This is a genomic window from Pontibacter mangrovi (genome assembly GCF_006385705.1).
GTDB lineage: Bacteria > Bacteroidota > Bacteroidia > Cytophagales > Hymenobacteraceae > Pontibacter > Pontibacter mangrovi.
Window position 1 is genome coordinate 1 of the sequence record NZ_VFRQ01000013.1, and the last position, 16,113, is coordinate 16,113.

Sequence of the window (16,113 nt, forward strand, 5' to 3'; positions counted from 1 at the left end):
CCGCTAGCGTTCATCCTGAGCCAGGATCAAACTCTCCATTGTAAGAATTATTTCCTGTGTTTTAAAAACACAAATGTGTCTGTCCGACCCCGGCTTTCCTAAAATCTCACCCTCTTTGCAGAGGAGTGATTGACGCAGTATAATTCCTGCGTTTGGATTACCTTAAATTTTCTGTCTCAACTAATCTCTCAAAGAACTTACCGAAAGAGCATTTCTCTCCCGCTTGACCGTGTTACCACGAATATTCTTATAATCTAATTTTAAAACCTTTCTGAGGTGTTTCTCTAAGGGGATGCAAAGGTAGGAGTTATATTTCACTATGCAAGGCCAAGCGCAAGTTTTTTCTTTCTCATTCCTCTAGTTCATGGCAACAAGAGCACGATTAACGAGGCTGAAAGTACTGATACTCATATCTTCACAACTATGTAATCGGCTTTTGCCGCTGCCCCATTTTAGGCAAAAAAACTCATTCTAAGCAGCAGGCCTCAAAACTAGTTTAGCTGTTACGACTTATTCAAAGTGGCCTGCCATTGCTTTGCCTGCCCCCGGCATTGTCTGGTTAAACCATTGAATCAACTCGCTTATCTCAACCTCATGTGGGAAGAAGGAGCTGCCTTGAAATCACCTTATCCTTACCAAAGGCGCAAAACACAACCTGCATCGGTTCCTCATGGCTGCCCCTTGCGCCATTTTATCTCTTGTAGCCTCAACGGGATGGTTCATGTCGAAGTTAATGCGGATAGAGGAAACAATATCCTGTCGGCTGAAGAACTCGACTTCAATTTCTGAGGATTTAATAGCCTCTGCTACGGTCATGTTCATCACAGCTTCCGATCGGACTGCCTCAGGCAGACAAAAGGCTAGGAAAGTGCCTGGGGTGCCGGCCCGCCGGCGGGTTTGGAGCGGTCGGCGGGAAGCGGCACGAACTCCAGGTTATCCGTTGGAGGCAACAGGATCCTTCCCTCCTTCCAGTCTGCTTTGGCCTGCTCTATCCGTTCTTTTCTCGATGACACGAAATTCCACCAGATAAACCGCTCCCCCAACGGCTCCCCTCCGAGCAGCATCAGCGTGGCAGGCTCTTTTGCCGTTATCACGGGATCAGCGCCGTTGTTGAACACAAGCATCTGCCCAACAACATATGTTCGGGAGGCGACCTCTATACTTCCTCGTGCCACATATACGCCACGCTCTGCATGCTCTTTGGGCAAGCCGAAGCGGGCGCCTTTTTCCAGCACCACATGCAGGTAAAACAGCGGAGAGAGGGTCTTCACATCACTCCGCAGCCCATAAGCATCTCCGGCAATTAACCGCATCCAAACGCCGGTATCCGTATAAACGGGCAGCCGCTCCGGTTTATAGTTTTCAAAAGAGGGGGCTGTTTCTTCGTCTTTCTCCGGCAGGGCCACCCAGGTCTGTATCATCTCCAGGTTGCCACCGGCCAGGGCAGCCGGGTCCTCGAAACGTTCCGAGTGGGCAATGCCGCTACCGGCCGTCATCCAATTCACCTCGCCGGGACGAATGATCTGCTCTACTCCCAGGCTATCGCGGTGCGTTACCTGGCCACCAAACAAATAACTTACCGTCGATAAGCCGATGTGGGGATGCGGCAGCACATCCAGGGTATGGCTGGGGTCTGGCTTATGGTCTACCGGACCGGCGTGATCCATGAAAATGAAGGGGCCAACCATCCGGCGCAGGCGAAAGGGAAGTATGCGCCGCACGTCCATACCGGGCGCGAGCGCTGCTTTACGGGCTTCAATCACAATGTCCAGCATGTTGGTATATTTTCGGTTTACTTTCTACAACGTATGAGGCAACAGAAAGATAAACTTAGAATTACAAAGCTGCATTTCTGACGCTGCCCCCTGCCCTGGCGAAGTAGTTTGGGAAAGTATGGTACTCGGTACCGAGCGCATCCTCTGAAAACCCTATCATAATGCGAGGAGGAATGTCAGGCCACAAGCATTTTATGTAGCCAAAGAAGAGCGTTTCTTTTTCCTGTCAGCGGCGCAGTAGACTGCAGGTAAACGCAATTTCAGTTCAATAGCTAAGGCTGGGGCAGCCACAGGTGCCACCCCATTCACCTTAACACAAACAACAATTTCACGGTTAGCCTGGCGGCTACTGGTTCAATTGAATGAAGTAAAGCCGGGCTAAACCCGGCTTTACGCAATTAGGGGATATCATACTTCATGACCCTGGTCTGGTCTGAGTCGTCCAAAACGGCGGCTACGTACGGTATGCCCACAGCTGAGATCTGTAAGTCATATTCCCCGACGCCACCACTGATGAGGACCTGACTGGCATTCCAGTTGTTGGTCGCCTCGTTGAAGGTTCTTATATTCAGTCCCGCATCGTCCACGTAGGCAAAAAACAGGCGCCCGTCCGGGTGGACAGCAATGTTAAAGTTGTCGCGCTCGCTGCCTACGTTCACCGGCTCCCCGATCGCGCTCCAGCTCCCGCCGTCATACTTCATTACATAGTTGATGCGCCCGTTGGCGGCATACTCCTGGTAAGCCGCATAGACAGTCCCGTCAGGGGCTACGTCCATGTCTACGCTGATATAGCCATTCTCCCCGTTGGCACTGAACTGCGTTGTCCCTACAGCTGCCCAGGCCCCATTATCCAGTTTGTAAACCGATGGCTTGTTGGCTTCCCCGGTACGCTCCATGATGGCCAGGTACAAGGCTCCGTTCTTGCGCACAAACTTTGTCGCAGAGGTCAGTACGCCGGCAGGCGGATTCGATACCCAGCTTCCGCTGTACCCGTAAATGTTTAGCCCTCTGGAAGGCAGGGTCACCTGTGATCTGTCACTAAAAGCGACATAAGGCGTGTTATCCTCAGCCAGGCCGAGGGAAACATAGTCCGAACGCCCTTCACTGAATTGCGGGCTACCTACTGTCGTCCAGTTACTACCGCTGTAGGCCTGCACCGTCACGGCCTGCTTGCCATCCACATAGTCTTTGTAAGCGACATAGGGCTTGCCGTCCTTGTCGAAGGCCAGGGAAATTTCTTCTGCCTTCTCCTCGGAGAAACCAGTGCTGGCCCCCAGATAGTCCCAGGCAGCGCCGTTAAAAGCCACCACAGCGATTTTTTCATCCTCGCTTGGCACAGACTCCCCGTTGATCGTGCCGTCAATCTGGAAGGCCAGATACGGCAAGTGGGTGGCGGGGTTAATGGCCATCACCAGGCCGTCTGTTCTGGGAACCAGGAAGCCCTCATTGCCGATTACCGACCATACGGGCGCTGTCAGGCGTCCCACCGTTACGGTAAACACATCGGAGTCCTCTCCGTCCACCACCGTATAGGCGACAGGGCTGGTAAAGTCGTTGCTTGCCTCGCCGCTTGTCTGCGCCACGCCATTCACCTGCACCGTAGCGCCTGCAGTGGTTTCATAACGGGCCACCAGCCCGGTGATCTGCGCGTCAGCAGGCACCTCCACGGAAATAGCCGTGCCGTTCACCGTACCCTCGTAATCGTGGAAGAGCACACCCGGGTTATCCGCTGCATAAAACCCATAGGAAATGATGGCTGCCGAACGCACCACCTCGACCGTGTAGTTCTTGGTCGTGTTGTCTTCCGCCGTGATGGTATAGGTAACCGGTGCGGTCAAGTCCACCACGCTTTCGCCACTGACCTGCACTTGGTTGCCAATGGTCACGATGGAACGCTCTGAGCTCGTCTCAAAGGAGGGCACCAATGCCGAAAGTATCGCTGTATTGGGCGCCTTCAGCACGATCTTGTCCCCTGAGATCACGCCTTCCACATCCTCCTCTACACCCTCGTTAAGGCTTGCTGACAGGCTGAAGGAGGCAAATTCCTTCGCCGCATTGGGTTTCACATCCTCTTTGTCTTTACACGAGGAGGCGAGCACTAACAATAGCAGCGCCATCAGGCTGCTTAATTTGAAAAGGTTTTTCATTCGTATTTTTTTAAAGGTTAGATGATTCTTTTGGCATCAGGATCGCTTTGATCTTGGGCTGCTGGACCAGGTATTTTTGCACATCCCGGGCCAGGTCGGCAGCCGTGATTTTGTTGAGCAGCTGCTCATAGTCAGTGAAGTATTCCCAGCCCGCAAGATCATAGTAGAAGTGGCGGCGAAGCTCGCCGCTCCAGAAGGTGTTGCGGTTAATGTCCTTTTTGCGCTCTTCGAGAAGCTGCTTTTTAATCCGCACGAGCTCCTCTTCAAAATAGGCCGGATCCGCGGCGGCCCGGGCGATTTCCTTTTCCACCTGCCCTACGAGAAACTCCACATTCTCCGGGGCGCAGGTGAAGGCTATGCGAACGCGGTAGAGCGGAGCGGGCTTCACAGTCGAGGAGGAGGCCACGCCCACCCCGTATACCCCGCCGTTTTCCTCGCGCAGGTTCACGCGCAGCTTGGCTTTCAGGACTTCCTCAAGCAGCTGCTGGCGCAGCATGTAAGGATAGGTGAACTCAAAGTCATTTCCCTGGTAAAAGATGTTTACCTGGCTTTTTTGGGCCTCGCCGGCATGCTCCACGAGCGAAGCCTCTTCCTGCCTTACCTCCGGGCCCTGGTACACATAATCGGTGCGTACTTCCTTGGCAGGCAAAGAGGCCAGGTACTGCTCGACAAAAGGTTTGATCTGTTCAGGCTTGACATTGCCCAGTATGATAAAGGTAAAGCCCCTGGCTGAGCCAAAGCGCTCCTTGTATACCGCCACCACATCCTCGTAGCGCAGCTGCTGCCGCACCCGCTCCGGCGTGAGCGCAGCTGTCACATAGCTCTCGCCGTTGAGCAGCGTGGTCAGCGCCCGGCCATAGGCATAGGAGGGGCTAAGGAGGGAATTCTCAATCGACTCAATCGCCCGCTGTTTCGTCGTCACAAAGGTGGTGGAATCAGCATTCGGGGCCATCCACTTCAGGTACAGAAGCTGGAACATGGATTCTGTGTCCCGTGTGTCGGCGCTGGCGGCGAGCCCCTCCCGGCTCTGGGCAATCACCATGGTCGCAGAGGCCGTGTTGCCGGCCAGAAAACGGCTCAAGCCACTGCGGCTAAAGGCCCCGGCCCCGCTTAAGCCAATGACAGACTTGGCAAACATGCCTGTTACGTACCTGGCAGAGTCCAGCGCATAGAGCCCCCCTTGCCGGAAACCCGACAAGATGATGCGGTCATGGTCAAAATGAGTTGGTTTAAGCACCACGCGCGCACCATTCGAGAGCTGCCATACCGTTGCGTCTATCGCTTCGATGCGCTGCTCTGCTATGACTTTGCCAGGAGTTGGAAGCGTTGGCAGCAACCGGTCCGGGATGGCCTCGGCGTTTTCCCAGGGCAGCACCCGCTGGGCCCTGGCCTGGCCGATCCAGCTTTTAAGCTCCTGCTCGCCGGGGACCTGGATGCTGTCATTCTTAGGAGCCGTCAGCAGCAGCACCACGTTTTCCTCGCCCTGCAGCGACGCAATGTAGCGCATGACAGCAAGTGAGTCCACCTGGGGCACGGCGGCCCGCGCCAGCGCCAGTTCCGCCTGGCGGCTTACCATGGCATGGCCATCGTAAAAGTTGGACTTGATATCGCTTAAAAAGGTCCCGGCATCGCTTTTATCCTCCCCTTCGGCGGACTGGATCAGCTGCATCATGTAATTTTTACGCACTTTCTCTATTTCGCTGGGTGTAAACCCGTAACGCATGATGCGCTCTTTCTCCACCACATAGCCTTTGATGCCCTCGGCGATCTTTTCCCGGTAAAGGGAAACACCCCCGGCCAGTGCATCGGTGGTGCCCAGCAGGTTGCTGACCGATAGGCTGCCGCTACGGAAGGGCGTATCCCCTTCAGACACTCTTCTGAAGCGCTCAGCGGAAAGACGGTCAAAAAGCACCCGCATTACATAGGCCTGGTAGGTTTGTTCCGTCGTGATGGCCGCCATGCCCTCCATCTTCTTGAAAAAGCTGAACTCCAGGCTGGTCGCCTCTGCATCCGTCACAATGGCCGTTAGGGTATCCCGGTGTCCGGGCACGTCATAATACAGGCGCTTGGGGGCTTGCTTTGGATTCCGGAGCTTTTTAAAGTTCTTGCGGATGAGCTTCTCAACGTTTTTCACATCCACATCCCCCACGACGGCCACCGCCATCAGGTCAGGCCGGTACCAGTCCTGGTAAAAGGAGACGATGCGCTCCCGTGGGAACGTTTTGAGCACCTCCGTCTTGCCGATAGGCAGACGCTCGGCATAGCGGGAGTTATTCAGCAGGACAGGCAGGTATGCCTTTCGCATGCGGTCAGAGGCTCCTTGCCCCTTGCGCCACTCTTCCAGGACAACGCCCCGCTCCTTTTCAATCTCCAGGCTGTCGTTCAACACGCCCCCTGCCCAGTCAGCCATGATGGTCATGGTCTTTTCCAGCACCTGCTCATTTTCCAGCGGTACCTGGAGCTTGTATACCGTTTCGTCAAAGCTGGTGTGGGCGTTCAGGTCAGACCCGAACTTGACGCCCTGTGCCTCAAGAAAAGTAATCAGCTCATTCTTCTCAAAGTGAGTGGTTCCGTTGAAGGCCATGTGCTCAAGGAAGTGCGCCAGCCCCTGCTGGTCCTCTTCTTCCAGAATAGAGCCGGCCTTGAGGTAAAGACGCACAATGGCCTGCTGCTTGGGCTCTGCATGCGGGTAGATATAATAGGTCAAGCCGTTGCGCAGCGTGCCCTTCACCAGGTTGGGATCCTGTGGTAGTTCCTGCGCAGAGGCAATACAGGTCCATAGTACTGCCAGGAGTACTAGTAATTTACTTCGGTATGATGTCATAGGTATGTTATTTCTTCTTGATTAGCACAAGCTGCTGTTGGAGGTGGTCAGGTCCGGGTAAACCGAGGGTATAGCCCTCGGAGTTAGATTCGATCTTGATAGACAGGCTGTTGTCCAGGGCAGGGTCCAGGTCATTTTCCAGCCAGGCCACCTTGACCGGCACCTCAAAAACCCCGGGCCGAAAAAGCAGGGTACTGCCGCTGTTGAGCACCCGGTAGTCCCGCCCCTCCTGCAGCCCGCTGCCCGGGGTGATGGAATAGGTCACCTCTATCGGGTCAAACTGACGCTTGGCACTCAGGTAAATGTGGTAAGACACCGTGTCCCGCCGGTTATAGCGCACCTCCACCGTGTCCTGGTTATCGACATGGATATGAAAGAAAGGGTGATCAAAGGGCTCTACTTCCTCTTTGTTACAGGCCGCTATCAGCAGGGGCAGGAAGGCTACCAGCACGGTCTTCAGCAAATTTCTCATCGGTTAATTGATTACAGGGTTGGGTTGCATGGCCTTGTTGGCATCCAGCTCCAGGGATGGAATCGGTAAAATAAAGCGGACGCTGGGGTATTCCAGAAAACAGACCGCAGCGCCACAGTCCTCGCCTCTGACCAGATCCTCCCGCCGCCTGGTCAGGTCAAAAAGCCTGTGTCCCTCAAAGGCCAGCTCCTTTCGGCGCTCTACCTTAAGGGCCAGGTAGAGCTGCTCGGCTGTCAGCTCCCCCGGCGCGGCGGCCGAAGGCATGGCCCGCTGCCGGATGCGCTGCAGGTCAGCGAGCGCCGCCTCATACTGCCCCAGGTGCCAGGCGGCTTCTGCCCTGTTTAAAAGGACCTCGGAAAGGCGCACCACTTTGGGGTCTACCGGCCACTCATCCTCCTGCAGGTCCTCAGCCTTTCCGTATTTTAAGGAGTAGTGCCTCCCCCCGCTTTCCCCATAGACCGCACGACGCACATCGGTCGTATCATACAAAGCCCACAGCTGGTCTGAGGCATAGGCCCGAAAAGAGGGGGTTGAGTACACCGCTGCAACGGTACTGGCACTGTAGTCTCTGCTATACAACTGCCATATGACCTCGGAAGCCGGCTGCTGCTCCAGGTACATGGCCTTGTAGCCGGCACTGTCCGTAAGGGTGTAGCGGGATGCCTCGATCACCTTGTCTGCGTATACCTGGGCGTTCTGCCAATCTTCCATGTACAGGTAGACGCGTGAAAGCAGGGCCCAGGCACTGTAGTGGGAAGCTTTATACTGGTTTAAAACAGGGCTGCCCTCCAGCAGCGCCGCCCCCTCCTGCAGGTCTTTGATGACCTGCGCGTAGGTATCCTTCATTGTGGCACGCCTGACCTGCACGTCCGGCCCGGGCGTCTTCAACAGGATGGGGACTCCCCAGTGCTGGGCATCGGACGTGAAGGTATAGTGCTGGGCATACACACGGCTGAGGTCATAGTGGCACAGGGCCCGCATGATCAGTGCCTGCCCCTGTATGGACTCGAGTTCCTGCACGTAAGAAGGCTCAAGCGTCTTGAGTTGGGGAATGGCATTGAGCAGGCTGTTCACATTATCCAGGGCCTCAAAGATGTTGAGCCAGATGTGCCCCACGGCCAGCTCATCGTCTTCGGGGTTGCTTTGAAAATTATGTTCGTTAAACAGAATCAGTTGCCCATCGGAGCTGTTGCCCGTCACCTTCAGGCGCACATCATCGCTGGCAATGTCGGGGTACATCAAAAACTCCCGGCTATAATAATAGGCCATTCGGTTGTAGGCTCCGGCCAGGGCGGCCCGGGCACCGTCCATGTCCTGCAGCAGGATCTCTTTGCCGACCCTGCCGATAGGCTCTTTCTCCAGAAATTCTTTGGTGCACCCGGCGCTCAGCAAGAGCAGCAGTCCTGCGCACAGGCTTCTGTATAAGTTCTTCATAAGGTTATATTCCTAAATTGATCCCGACTGATATAACCCGCTCCACAGGGTAAGGCGAGAAGGAGTTTTTATAGGTATTCCGGTCTGACCTGTTCTTATAAGGCGTCCAGAAGCCGGCGTTATCCAGCTGCACAAAGGCACTGGCCTGCTGCATGAAAAACTTCCCGGCAAGGTCCGACGGCAGGCTGTAGGCCAGGCTGATGTTCTGCAGCCGGAGGTTAGTCTTTTCATGGACAAAACGCGTGGAGTTGCGCATCGAGGACTGGCTAACGCCCCAAATGAGTTTTGGGGTAGTGGCCATGTCCCCCGGCCGCTGCCAGCGGTCCAGCTGGTTCTTAGACTGATTGTCATCCATATAGTAGAGCCCATCGGACTCGGCATTGCGCCGCAGGCTGCTGAAAGCATAGCCACCTACCGTGTAATTGAGCAGCACACTGAGCGAAAAATTCTTATAGCTGACCCGGTTGGTAATACCGCCGAAGAAATCCGGGTTGGCAGAGCCCACCGGTACCCGGTTGTTGACATCATACACCCGGGTCAGGTTACCGGCCGCATCGTACCAAAGGGGGGCGCCGTCCCTGGGGTCCACGCCTGCCCAGCGCACCAGGTACAAGGTGCTGGCATCCCGGCCCACCTGGCGGATGCTCGTCCCAAAGGACTTGTCATTCCCGTTGTAGAGCGCCAGGATCTTGTTGCGGTTATGCGCCAGGTTCACATCCGTGGTCCACTGCAGGTCTCTGTAATTGATGTTGACCGTGGAGAGGGTAAACTCCACACCCGCGTTGCGCACCTTTCCAACGTTGCGGTAGATACGGGTCTGCCCTGACGCCCTGGTCACGTCCACCTTGTCAATCAGGTTCTCTGTGACGTTGCTATACACCTCCCCTTCCAGGTATATTCTGTCCCAGAAGCCGATCCGCACGCCGGTATTGAGCATGTAGGTGGTCTCCCAGCTAAAATCAGGATTTTCCCCGGTGGAGATCACAGCCCCCGGGCTGTTGTCATAAGCATAATTGGCTCCAAAGCTATAGAGCCCCTTGGCCGCATAGTTGCCGATGCGCGAATTACCGTTTGTGCCGTAGCTGGCTTTGAGCTTGAGGAAGTTCACCGTTTTGCTTTTCCAGAAGGGCTCATGGTGGAGGTTCCACGAAGCCCCCGCCGAGGCGAAGTTGGCCCAGCGCACGTCATTCCCGAAGCGGGAGTTGCCGTCCCGCCGGAAATTCACCGTCACGTAATACCGGCGGTCCCAGTTGTAGGTCAGGTTGGAGAACATGGAAAGGGCGCTCTCCTCCTCGGCACTGCTGTTGGCCCGCTGCGTCTCATAGGGCGTATAGGTAATTTCCTTGATCTGGTCGTTGGCAAAGTTATAGCCTGAGCCTGACAGGGAGGTGCGCTGGCCGTCCGAGGCCTCCGTGCCCAAGAGTGCATCCACTTGGTGTTTGCCAAAGGACTTGCTGTAGTTGAGCCGGTTAATGCTGATCCACTTCAAAAAAGTCGTCTGCGCCCTGTCGGCGTAGCCCATCGGGTTTCCTTCCAGGTCCCTGCCCGACCAGTTCTTGCGCGAGGCATACTGATCTTCGCGGATACTGTAAAAATCAATCCCGTTACGGGACGTAAAGTCCAGCCCCTCTGCGATGACCAGCACAGCGCCCATGTTGCCGTTCACGGCAAACGTGTGCTGGTTGTGATCGTTCTGGGCCGCCTCAGCCAGCTTGTTAAACAGCTTGTTGCCTGTCACCGCATCACGCAGGGCAAAATCACCGTTGGCCTGATAGGGATTGATATTAGGTCGCGTGGTATAGTAGTAGTCCCCCGGCGTGAACAGCTTGTTCTTGTTATAGGAGCCCCCCATGCGAAAGTTCAGGTTGAGCCGCTTGCCGATCCGCTGGTCCAGGTTAATGCGGGTAGAGAGACGCTGGGTGCTGTTGGCCAGCATCGTTTTATCTTCCTTGTAGTAACCTGAGGAGATAAAGTACTTGGTCCGCTCATTCCCCCCGGTCAGCGAGAGGTTGTAGTCTGAGGTCTGCCCGGTACGGAAAAAGGCATCATACCAGGAAGTGTTCACCGTGTCGACCTCTCCCCCATAGGGATAGGCCGCCGGGTCCAGCCCGCTGTTGGCATAGGCCTCGCGCGCCAGCTCCCGGAACTCATCGCCGGACAGCACCTGAAACTTTGTATCACTGATATGGTTTATGCCCTTGCGCACACGCACACTTAAACGGTCCTCTCCGCTCTTGCCCCGCTTGGTAGTGATCAAGACCACCCCGTTGGCCCCGTTGGCGCCGTAAATGGAGGTGGCCGCGGCGTCTTTCAGCACGGTGACCGACTCAATGTCACTGGGATTCAGGTAAGAAAGGGGGCTCACGCTCGCGCTCACACCGGGAATCAGGTTGGTGCTCCCCCCCGTGTACACCGGCACCCCGTCCACGATCCAAAGCGGCTCGTTGGAGGCGCTAAAGGAGGCTGCCCCCCGAATACGGGTCTGGTAGCGGGGACGGGCACTGCTCGCGTCATCACTCTGGACCTCAAACCGCAGGCCCGGCACCACCCCTTCCAGGAGCTGGTCCACCCGGTCTGCCGGCCGGTATTTAAGCTTCTCGGCTGTCACAAACTCCACGCTGCCCACCAAATCCTCTTTTCGTTGCTGCGTTCCATAGCCGGTCACCACGACGGACTGCAACTGCACCAGATCGTCCCGCAACTGCACATTGATTTCTTTACGGGCCTTTACAGGCACCTGCTGCGGCAGCTTTCCCATGTAGGAGAAGACCAGCACGGCATCCTCTGAGGAGATGGCAAGCCTGTAGCGGCCCTCTTCATCTGTCACCGTTCCCTTACCGGTTCCTTTCACGGCCACGGTCACCCCGATCAGGGGCACGTTGTCCTCCTCGGCGTACACCTGCCCGCTAACCGTTCTTTCTACCTGCTTTTCCTTGGCTGGCTTGGTCAGGATGATGCGGTTCCCTTTTAATTGGTAGGTGATATGGAGCGAGCCGAACAGCTCGTCAAGGATCAGCGCCAGGGGCTGCCCCTGGTATTGCGTGGACACCTGGGTATCAAGCGGCAAAAGGCTTGGGCTATAGGCAAAATCAACCCCATACTGTTCTTCCAGCGCAGCCAGTAGCTCCTCCAGGCTCACGTTGCCCATGTCCAGGTAAATGGGTTGGCTCAAATGGCTTTGTCCCTGCACGGCCGTTACACTCAGGGAACACCCAAGCATCCATGTTAAGAGTAGACGTTTCATCATATGTCTTCATTACATCCGTTACCACTAAGTATATAGCTATCCCCACTTGCCTGCCAGGTCATGCGCAGCGACAGGGCGATCACATCCAGCACATCCGTCAGTTTTTCCTCCTGAAAGGAGGCTGTCAACAGGCATTGGCCGGCTTTGGGGTCCTGCAACACAATTTCCCGCTTATAGTGCTTGCGCAGCACCCGCAGCACCTGGTCTAGCCGCGTCTGCTCAAACACCAGGCGGCCGCTCCAGACGAGCTGATCGTGCGGCATCAGGGCGTTAAGTGTGATTTCTTCAGCTTGTTTTTTAAACGTGATACTGTGCCCGGCCTGCACGATGGCAGGGGCGCCCAGCGGCTCTCCCTCCGGCGAAAGGGGCTGATACTGTACAGTCCCGGTCACGACAGCCAGGCTCTCCTGCCCTTGCCCGGGATAAGCCTGCAGGTCAAAGCTCGTCCCGACCACCTGCGTGACTGCAGCCTTGCTTTCAATCCGAAAAGGAAGCCGCTTGTCGGGGCGGACCTGAAAAAAGCCCTGGCCCTCCAGCGTCACGCTCCGATGCTCCTTGCCAAAGCCTTCCTTATAGGTAAGGGTACTATGCGCGTTGAGCAGCACCTGTGAGCTATCGGGCAACCAAATCGTTTCTTTTCCATCCGCCACCTGCACGCGGTGTACCTTTGGAGCCATCAGCCACCAGCCCACCAGGAGCAGGGCCAACACAGCAGCGGCTGCAAAGGCAGGTACACGCCATGTTATGCGACTGCTTTTTGCCGGCGCTTCCTTTCTTGTCAGTCGCGGAAGGAGCTCTTCCCAGGAGCGGTTGACATCAATCTGCTGCGCCCACACCGGCGGATGCGGCGACAGGGCGCGCTGATACGCTTGAAACAGGCGTTCGTTCGCAGGCGAGGCCTTCCGCCAGGCCTGCAGGGCCGCCAAGGTTTCAGCATCCGCTTCTCCGGAAAACCAGGCTTCCAGGTAAGCAGGCCACCTCTCTTCTTCAGGTATATGAGTGTTTAGGTCCAATGTATAAGGGTTTCACATAATAGACGCGCGCCTACGCAAAGCGGAGTAAAAAAGTTTTGCTTTTTTTTCACCCCCAGGCGTGGGGGAGCTAAATAGACAAAAAAACCAGCTTTCTTAAGAAACCGAGGCGGTTAAGGGGGGAATGTAAACGAAAATTATTTAAGCAACCAGACGAGCAGAAGCAGCTTTTCAACCAGCGGCAAGAGCTCTTCCCGGATCTTCCGGAGCGCGATCACCCGCTGCTTTTTTACTGTCAGGGGAGAAATTTGAAGGTATGCGGCAATGTCCTCCTTGCTGTAGCCCTCCAGGTAACTCATCTCAAAGATCTGGCGGCACTTGGCAGGCAGTTTGGCAGCAGCCTTTTTGACCATCGGGGTTAGCTGCTCGGACAAGGTACGCTCCTCCTCCTCCTGCGCATCGTGCAGCTCGGGTGTGTGCAGCTCCTGCCTGTACTTTCTGATATAGTCCAGTGCCGTGTGACGGACAGTCTGATATAAATAGGCTGAGGGGGCGGTGACATGTAGCAGCGCGTGGCGATTCTCCCAGATTTTGCAAAACGCCTCCTGCACCAACTGCCCGGCCAGGTCTTTGTCCTGCGTGATGCCTTCGCAGAAAATCACCATTTTAACAAAATGCTCCTTGTAAAAGCCTTCAAACCCTTTCAGGTCTTCCCAAGGCAATATTTTCAGCTGCCTTACCTCTTCAGCCCCAGGCATCGCTGTACTCATAGGTATTCTACTCTTAAATGACGTTTGAAGAATTTATAATACAGCAAAAGCCACGCAAATGCAAAGCCACGAGGTAATTAAATCAAAAAAACCTGACCAGGTACATGGCATCACCGTCTGCCATTCATAAAAATAGTTCTATCTACAGCGAAACCCGGCGCCCCTGTTCCCTTGCCCGCTGTTTAAAAGATATAGCGGCTTTCCCCTTAAGCGAGCGTCGCATGTTTACGGCTGCACCCACCACCAAGCAAGGAGGGCTGAACCTAAAGAAGGCGCCGCTGGTACATGCCAGGGCGCCTTCGCAATAGTAGGCTTTCAAAGCATTGGAACCGGGCCGTCCCAACACCATTCTGACTTTATCACGGGTAGTCTTTCGGCGTCTCCACCGCCAGCACACATAAGGTACCGCCGTGCAGGCTGCCAACTTCCAGCACCCTGTCCTGTATGCCGGTCACCGCGTCCTCGGCCGAGGAAAACGTGGTGACGCCGGATATGGCGGTAATTTTGTAGCTCCCGCACATTCTGTGACCGTGTCATGCATGAACTTGGCAGGGGCTCGGCATCTAAACAGTAATCAGGAAGCCTATCCCCCTACAGTGAAATAAGGCGCTGAGGTGAAACCCGAGCACATAGCATCTCTCCGCTGGAGAAGCGCTGTGTTGCCCGAGGCACCGTGCGACTGAGCCGGGATTTGCCCCCAACCTACCGGTACGCTGCTCCCCCTGACGAAAGCTCCATCCCCCATTGTCTCAGGGCAGCACTTCCAGGATCGGCTCCCCGTCAGCTCCGCTGGGCAGCATGATATCGAGCATGAATGAAAGCGTGGGGGCAATGTCGGTGATGCTTTGTTTCCGGGCAGAGGAGCCGGGCTTTATGCGCCACCCGTACCATAGCAGGGGAACATGCGTGTCATAGTTATAGCCCGTGCCGTGGGTAGTGCCTACCTTGCCGCCGTCCAGCCAGCCTGGCTCCAGCACCAGGAAGACATCGCCGGACCTTTTGTAGTGGTACCCCTTCTGCAGCAGGCGAGGGTTTCCCGCAGGGTAGCCCCGCTGCTGCAGCTCCCCGCCTGTGTACACGGCCATCACCCCGTCCATCTCCCGCAGGAAGCCGGCAAGCTTCTGCTGTACCTCGTGTAAATCCAGGCCGTTTTCCCGTACAACAGCACGGTTGAGGTATACCTGCTGGTTCGTTACATATGCCACCAGGCCCTCTACGCCGTAGGCTTTCCGTAGAAAATCCTCCGCAGGCCCCCTCATGCCTTTCTGGCTGAAATAACCTGCCGGCACCTTCCTGTCAGTCAGGTAGCGGGGCACCTCTGCCGCCGCATGGTCAGCCGTCAGGAACACGGCGTAGGCTCCCTGTCCCACCGTGTGGTCCAGGTAGGCGAGCAGGTGCTCCAGGTCGCGGTCCAGCCGCAGGTACATGTCCTGAACCTCCACTGAACGGGGACCGAAGCTATGCCCCAGGATATCAGTGGAGGAGTAGCTCAGCGCCAGGAGGTCCGGCACCTCGTCCTGCCCCATCCCTTCGCCGGCCACGGCGGCCATTGCCAGCTCCGTCACCATGGTGTTGGCGTAGGGAGTGTAGGTCAGCAGGCCATAGCCCCCGTTCGCCTTCCCCAGTTCCCTGAGGTCATAGGGAAAAACAGCGGACTGCTTTCCCTGAAACACCCGCTCATAGGGCGTCTCGTCAGGGCCTTCATAGGCTGTCAGCGGCAACAGCGTATGCCAGGTGCTGTCCATGTACTGCTGGGGCAGCTGGCGCGCATTAAAATGGTTCACCCACTCAGGCAGCGCCTCCATGTAATAGGTGCTGCTGATGAAGCGGCCCTCTTTGCTGTCAAACCAGTAGGCACCGTCTGCCAGATGCCCTGCGGGCATGATGGCGCCGCGGTCTTTGACGGCAACGCCCACCACCTTGCCCTGGCCGTTGGTGGACAGCTTGAGCGCGTCCGAGATATTGGTGGCCAGCAGGTTCCGGGGCGACCTCTTGCCGGCGCCCGTCTCACTTCCCACTGGCTTCACCAGCGTGTCCTCAGCGCAGTACAAGGCCCGGCCCAGCTCCCGGCTGTACCAGGAGTTGGCCACGATGCCGTGCACGGCAGGCGTCGTGCCGGCATACACCGAAGCGTGGCCCGGCCCTGTCACGGTGGGTACGTAGTTGTAGTGGGTGTTGCGGTTGTAATATCCCTTTGTCATCAGCCGCCGGAAGCCTCCCGCGCCGAACTGCGCGTAAAAGCGCTGCAGGTAATCGGGCCGGAACTGGTCAATGATGATCCCTACGACCAGCTTGGGCCTGTCGGTATAGGAAGATTGGTTTTGGGGTGGGGACGGCAGGCCGGCCACTGGCTGCTGTGAACGGCAGGCCGTCAACAGCAATAGCGCCATTCCGGCTGCCTGAAGAGAATTTCTCATGTACTTGTTTGTTAAACGGCCGCTTCTACGGGCACAAAAGCGGCGCTGCAGGCACT

At 56.2% G+C, this 16,113-nt stretch carries 11 protein-coding genes; all 11 read right to left on the reverse strand.

Translation table 11 applies throughout. From position 1 onward, the window contains the following. Nucleotides 1-621 precede the first annotated feature (621 nt). Entirely contained in the window at nucleotides 622-822 is a 201-nt protein-coding gene (locus FJM65_RS18210) for a hypothetical protein (RefSeq protein WP_140623513.1), read from the reverse strand. A 38-nt stretch (nucleotides 823-860) separates the two neighbouring features. Further along, nucleotides 861-1,775, reverse strand: a complete 915-nt coding sequence (locus FJM65_RS18215; RefSeq protein WP_140623368.1) for a pirin family protein — start codon at nucleotides 1,773-1,775, stop codon at nucleotides 861-863. A gap of 398 nt (nucleotides 1,776-2,173) precedes the next feature. Continuing rightward, the gene (locus FJM65_RS18220; protein WP_140623370.1) at nucleotides 2,174-3,922 is read right to left on the reverse strand and encodes an NHL repeat-containing protein; all 1,749 of its coding nucleotides are present in this window, start codon (nucleotides 3,920-3,922) and stop codon (nucleotides 2,174-2,176) included. Nucleotides 3,923-3,932: 10 nt separating this feature from the next. Continuing rightward, nucleotides 3,933-6,746, reverse strand: coding sequence for a M16 family metallopeptidase (locus FJM65_RS18225; protein ID WP_140623372.1), 2,814 nt, complete (start codon nucleotides 6,744-6,746; stop codon nucleotides 3,933-3,935). Between the two features lie 7 nt (nucleotides 6,747-6,753). After that, the gene (locus tag FJM65_RS18230) at nucleotides 6,754-7,218 is read right to left on the reverse strand and encodes a hypothetical protein (RefSeq protein ID WP_140623374.1); all 465 of its coding nucleotides are present in this window, start codon (nucleotides 7,216-7,218) and stop codon (nucleotides 6,754-6,756) included. A 3-nt stretch (nucleotides 7,219-7,221) separates the two neighbouring features. Further along, nucleotides 7,222-8,652, reverse strand: a complete 1,431-nt coding sequence (locus FJM65_RS18235) for a RagB/SusD family nutrient uptake outer membrane protein (protein ID WP_140623376.1) — start codon at nucleotides 8,650-8,652, stop codon at nucleotides 7,222-7,224. Nucleotides 8,653-8,656: 4 nt separating this feature from the next. Next, the gene (locus FJM65_RS18240; RefSeq protein ID WP_181163784.1) at nucleotides 8,657-11,824 is read right to left on the reverse strand and encodes a SusC/RagA family TonB-linked outer membrane protein; all 3,168 of its coding nucleotides are present in this window, start codon (nucleotides 11,822-11,824) and stop codon (nucleotides 8,657-8,659) included. Nucleotides 11,825-11,895: 71 nt separating this feature from the next. Next, nucleotides 11,896-12,912 (reverse strand): FecR family protein, encoded by a 1,017-nt coding sequence (locus tag FJM65_RS18245; RefSeq protein WP_140623380.1) that lies wholly within the window; start codon nucleotides 12,910-12,912, stop codon nucleotides 11,896-11,898. A 155-nt stretch (nucleotides 12,913-13,067) separates the two neighbouring features. Continuing rightward, nucleotides 13,068-13,640 (reverse strand): RNA polymerase sigma-70 factor, encoded by a 573-nt coding sequence (locus tag FJM65_RS18250; protein ID WP_140623382.1) that lies wholly within the window; start codon nucleotides 13,638-13,640, stop codon nucleotides 13,068-13,070. 359 nt (nucleotides 13,641-13,999) lie between these two features. Further along, the gene (locus FJM65_RS21385; RefSeq protein WP_181163785.1) at nucleotides 14,000-14,161 is read right to left on the reverse strand and encodes a hypothetical protein; all 162 of its coding nucleotides are present in this window, start codon (nucleotides 14,159-14,161) and stop codon (nucleotides 14,000-14,002) included. A 228-nt stretch (nucleotides 14,162-14,389) separates the two neighbouring features. Beyond that, nucleotides 14,390-16,057, reverse strand: coding sequence for an alkaline phosphatase PafA (gene pafA, locus FJM65_RS18255; protein ID WP_140623384.1), 1,668 nt, complete (start codon nucleotides 16,055-16,057; stop codon nucleotides 14,390-14,392). Between the last annotated feature and the right edge of the window lie 56 nt (nucleotides 16,058-16,113).

Bases quoted from the DNA above. Each gene is read 5' to 3' on its own strand.
- FJM65_RS18230 (WP_140623374.1), bottom strand. From the start codon at position 7,218: ATGAGAAATTTGCTGAAGACCGTGCTGGTAGCCTTCCTGCCCCTGCTG.
- FJM65_RS18235 (WP_140623376.1), bottom strand. From the start codon at position 8,652: ATGAAGAACTTATACAGAAGCCTGTGCGCAGGACTGCTGCTCTTGCTG.
- FJM65_RS18225 (WP_140623372.1), bottom strand. From the start codon at position 6,746: ATGACATCATACCGAAGTAAATTACTAGTACTCCTGGCAGTACTATGG.
- FJM65_RS18215 (WP_140623368.1), bottom strand. From the start codon at position 1,775: ATGCTGGACATTGTGATTGAAGCCCGTAAAGCAGCGCTCGCGCCCGGT.
- FJM65_RS18220 (WP_140623370.1), bottom strand. From the start codon at position 3,922: ATGAAAAACCTTTTCAAATTAAGCAGCCTGATGGCGCTGCTATTGTTA.
- FJM65_RS18210 (WP_140623513.1), bottom strand. From the start codon at position 822: ATGAACATGACCGTAGCAGAGGCTATTAAATCCTCAGAAATTGAAGTC.
- pafA (WP_140623384.1), bottom strand. From the start codon at position 16,057: ATGAGAAATTCTCTTCAGGCAGCCGGAATGGCGCTATTGCTGTTGACG.
- FJM65_RS18250 (WP_140623382.1), bottom strand. From the start codon at position 13,640: ATGAGTACAGCGATGCCTGGGGCTGAAGAGGTAAGGCAGCTGAAAATA.
- FJM65_RS21385 (WP_181163785.1), bottom strand. From the start codon at position 14,161: ATGTGCGGGAGCTACAAAATTACCGCCATATCCGGCGTCACCACGTTT.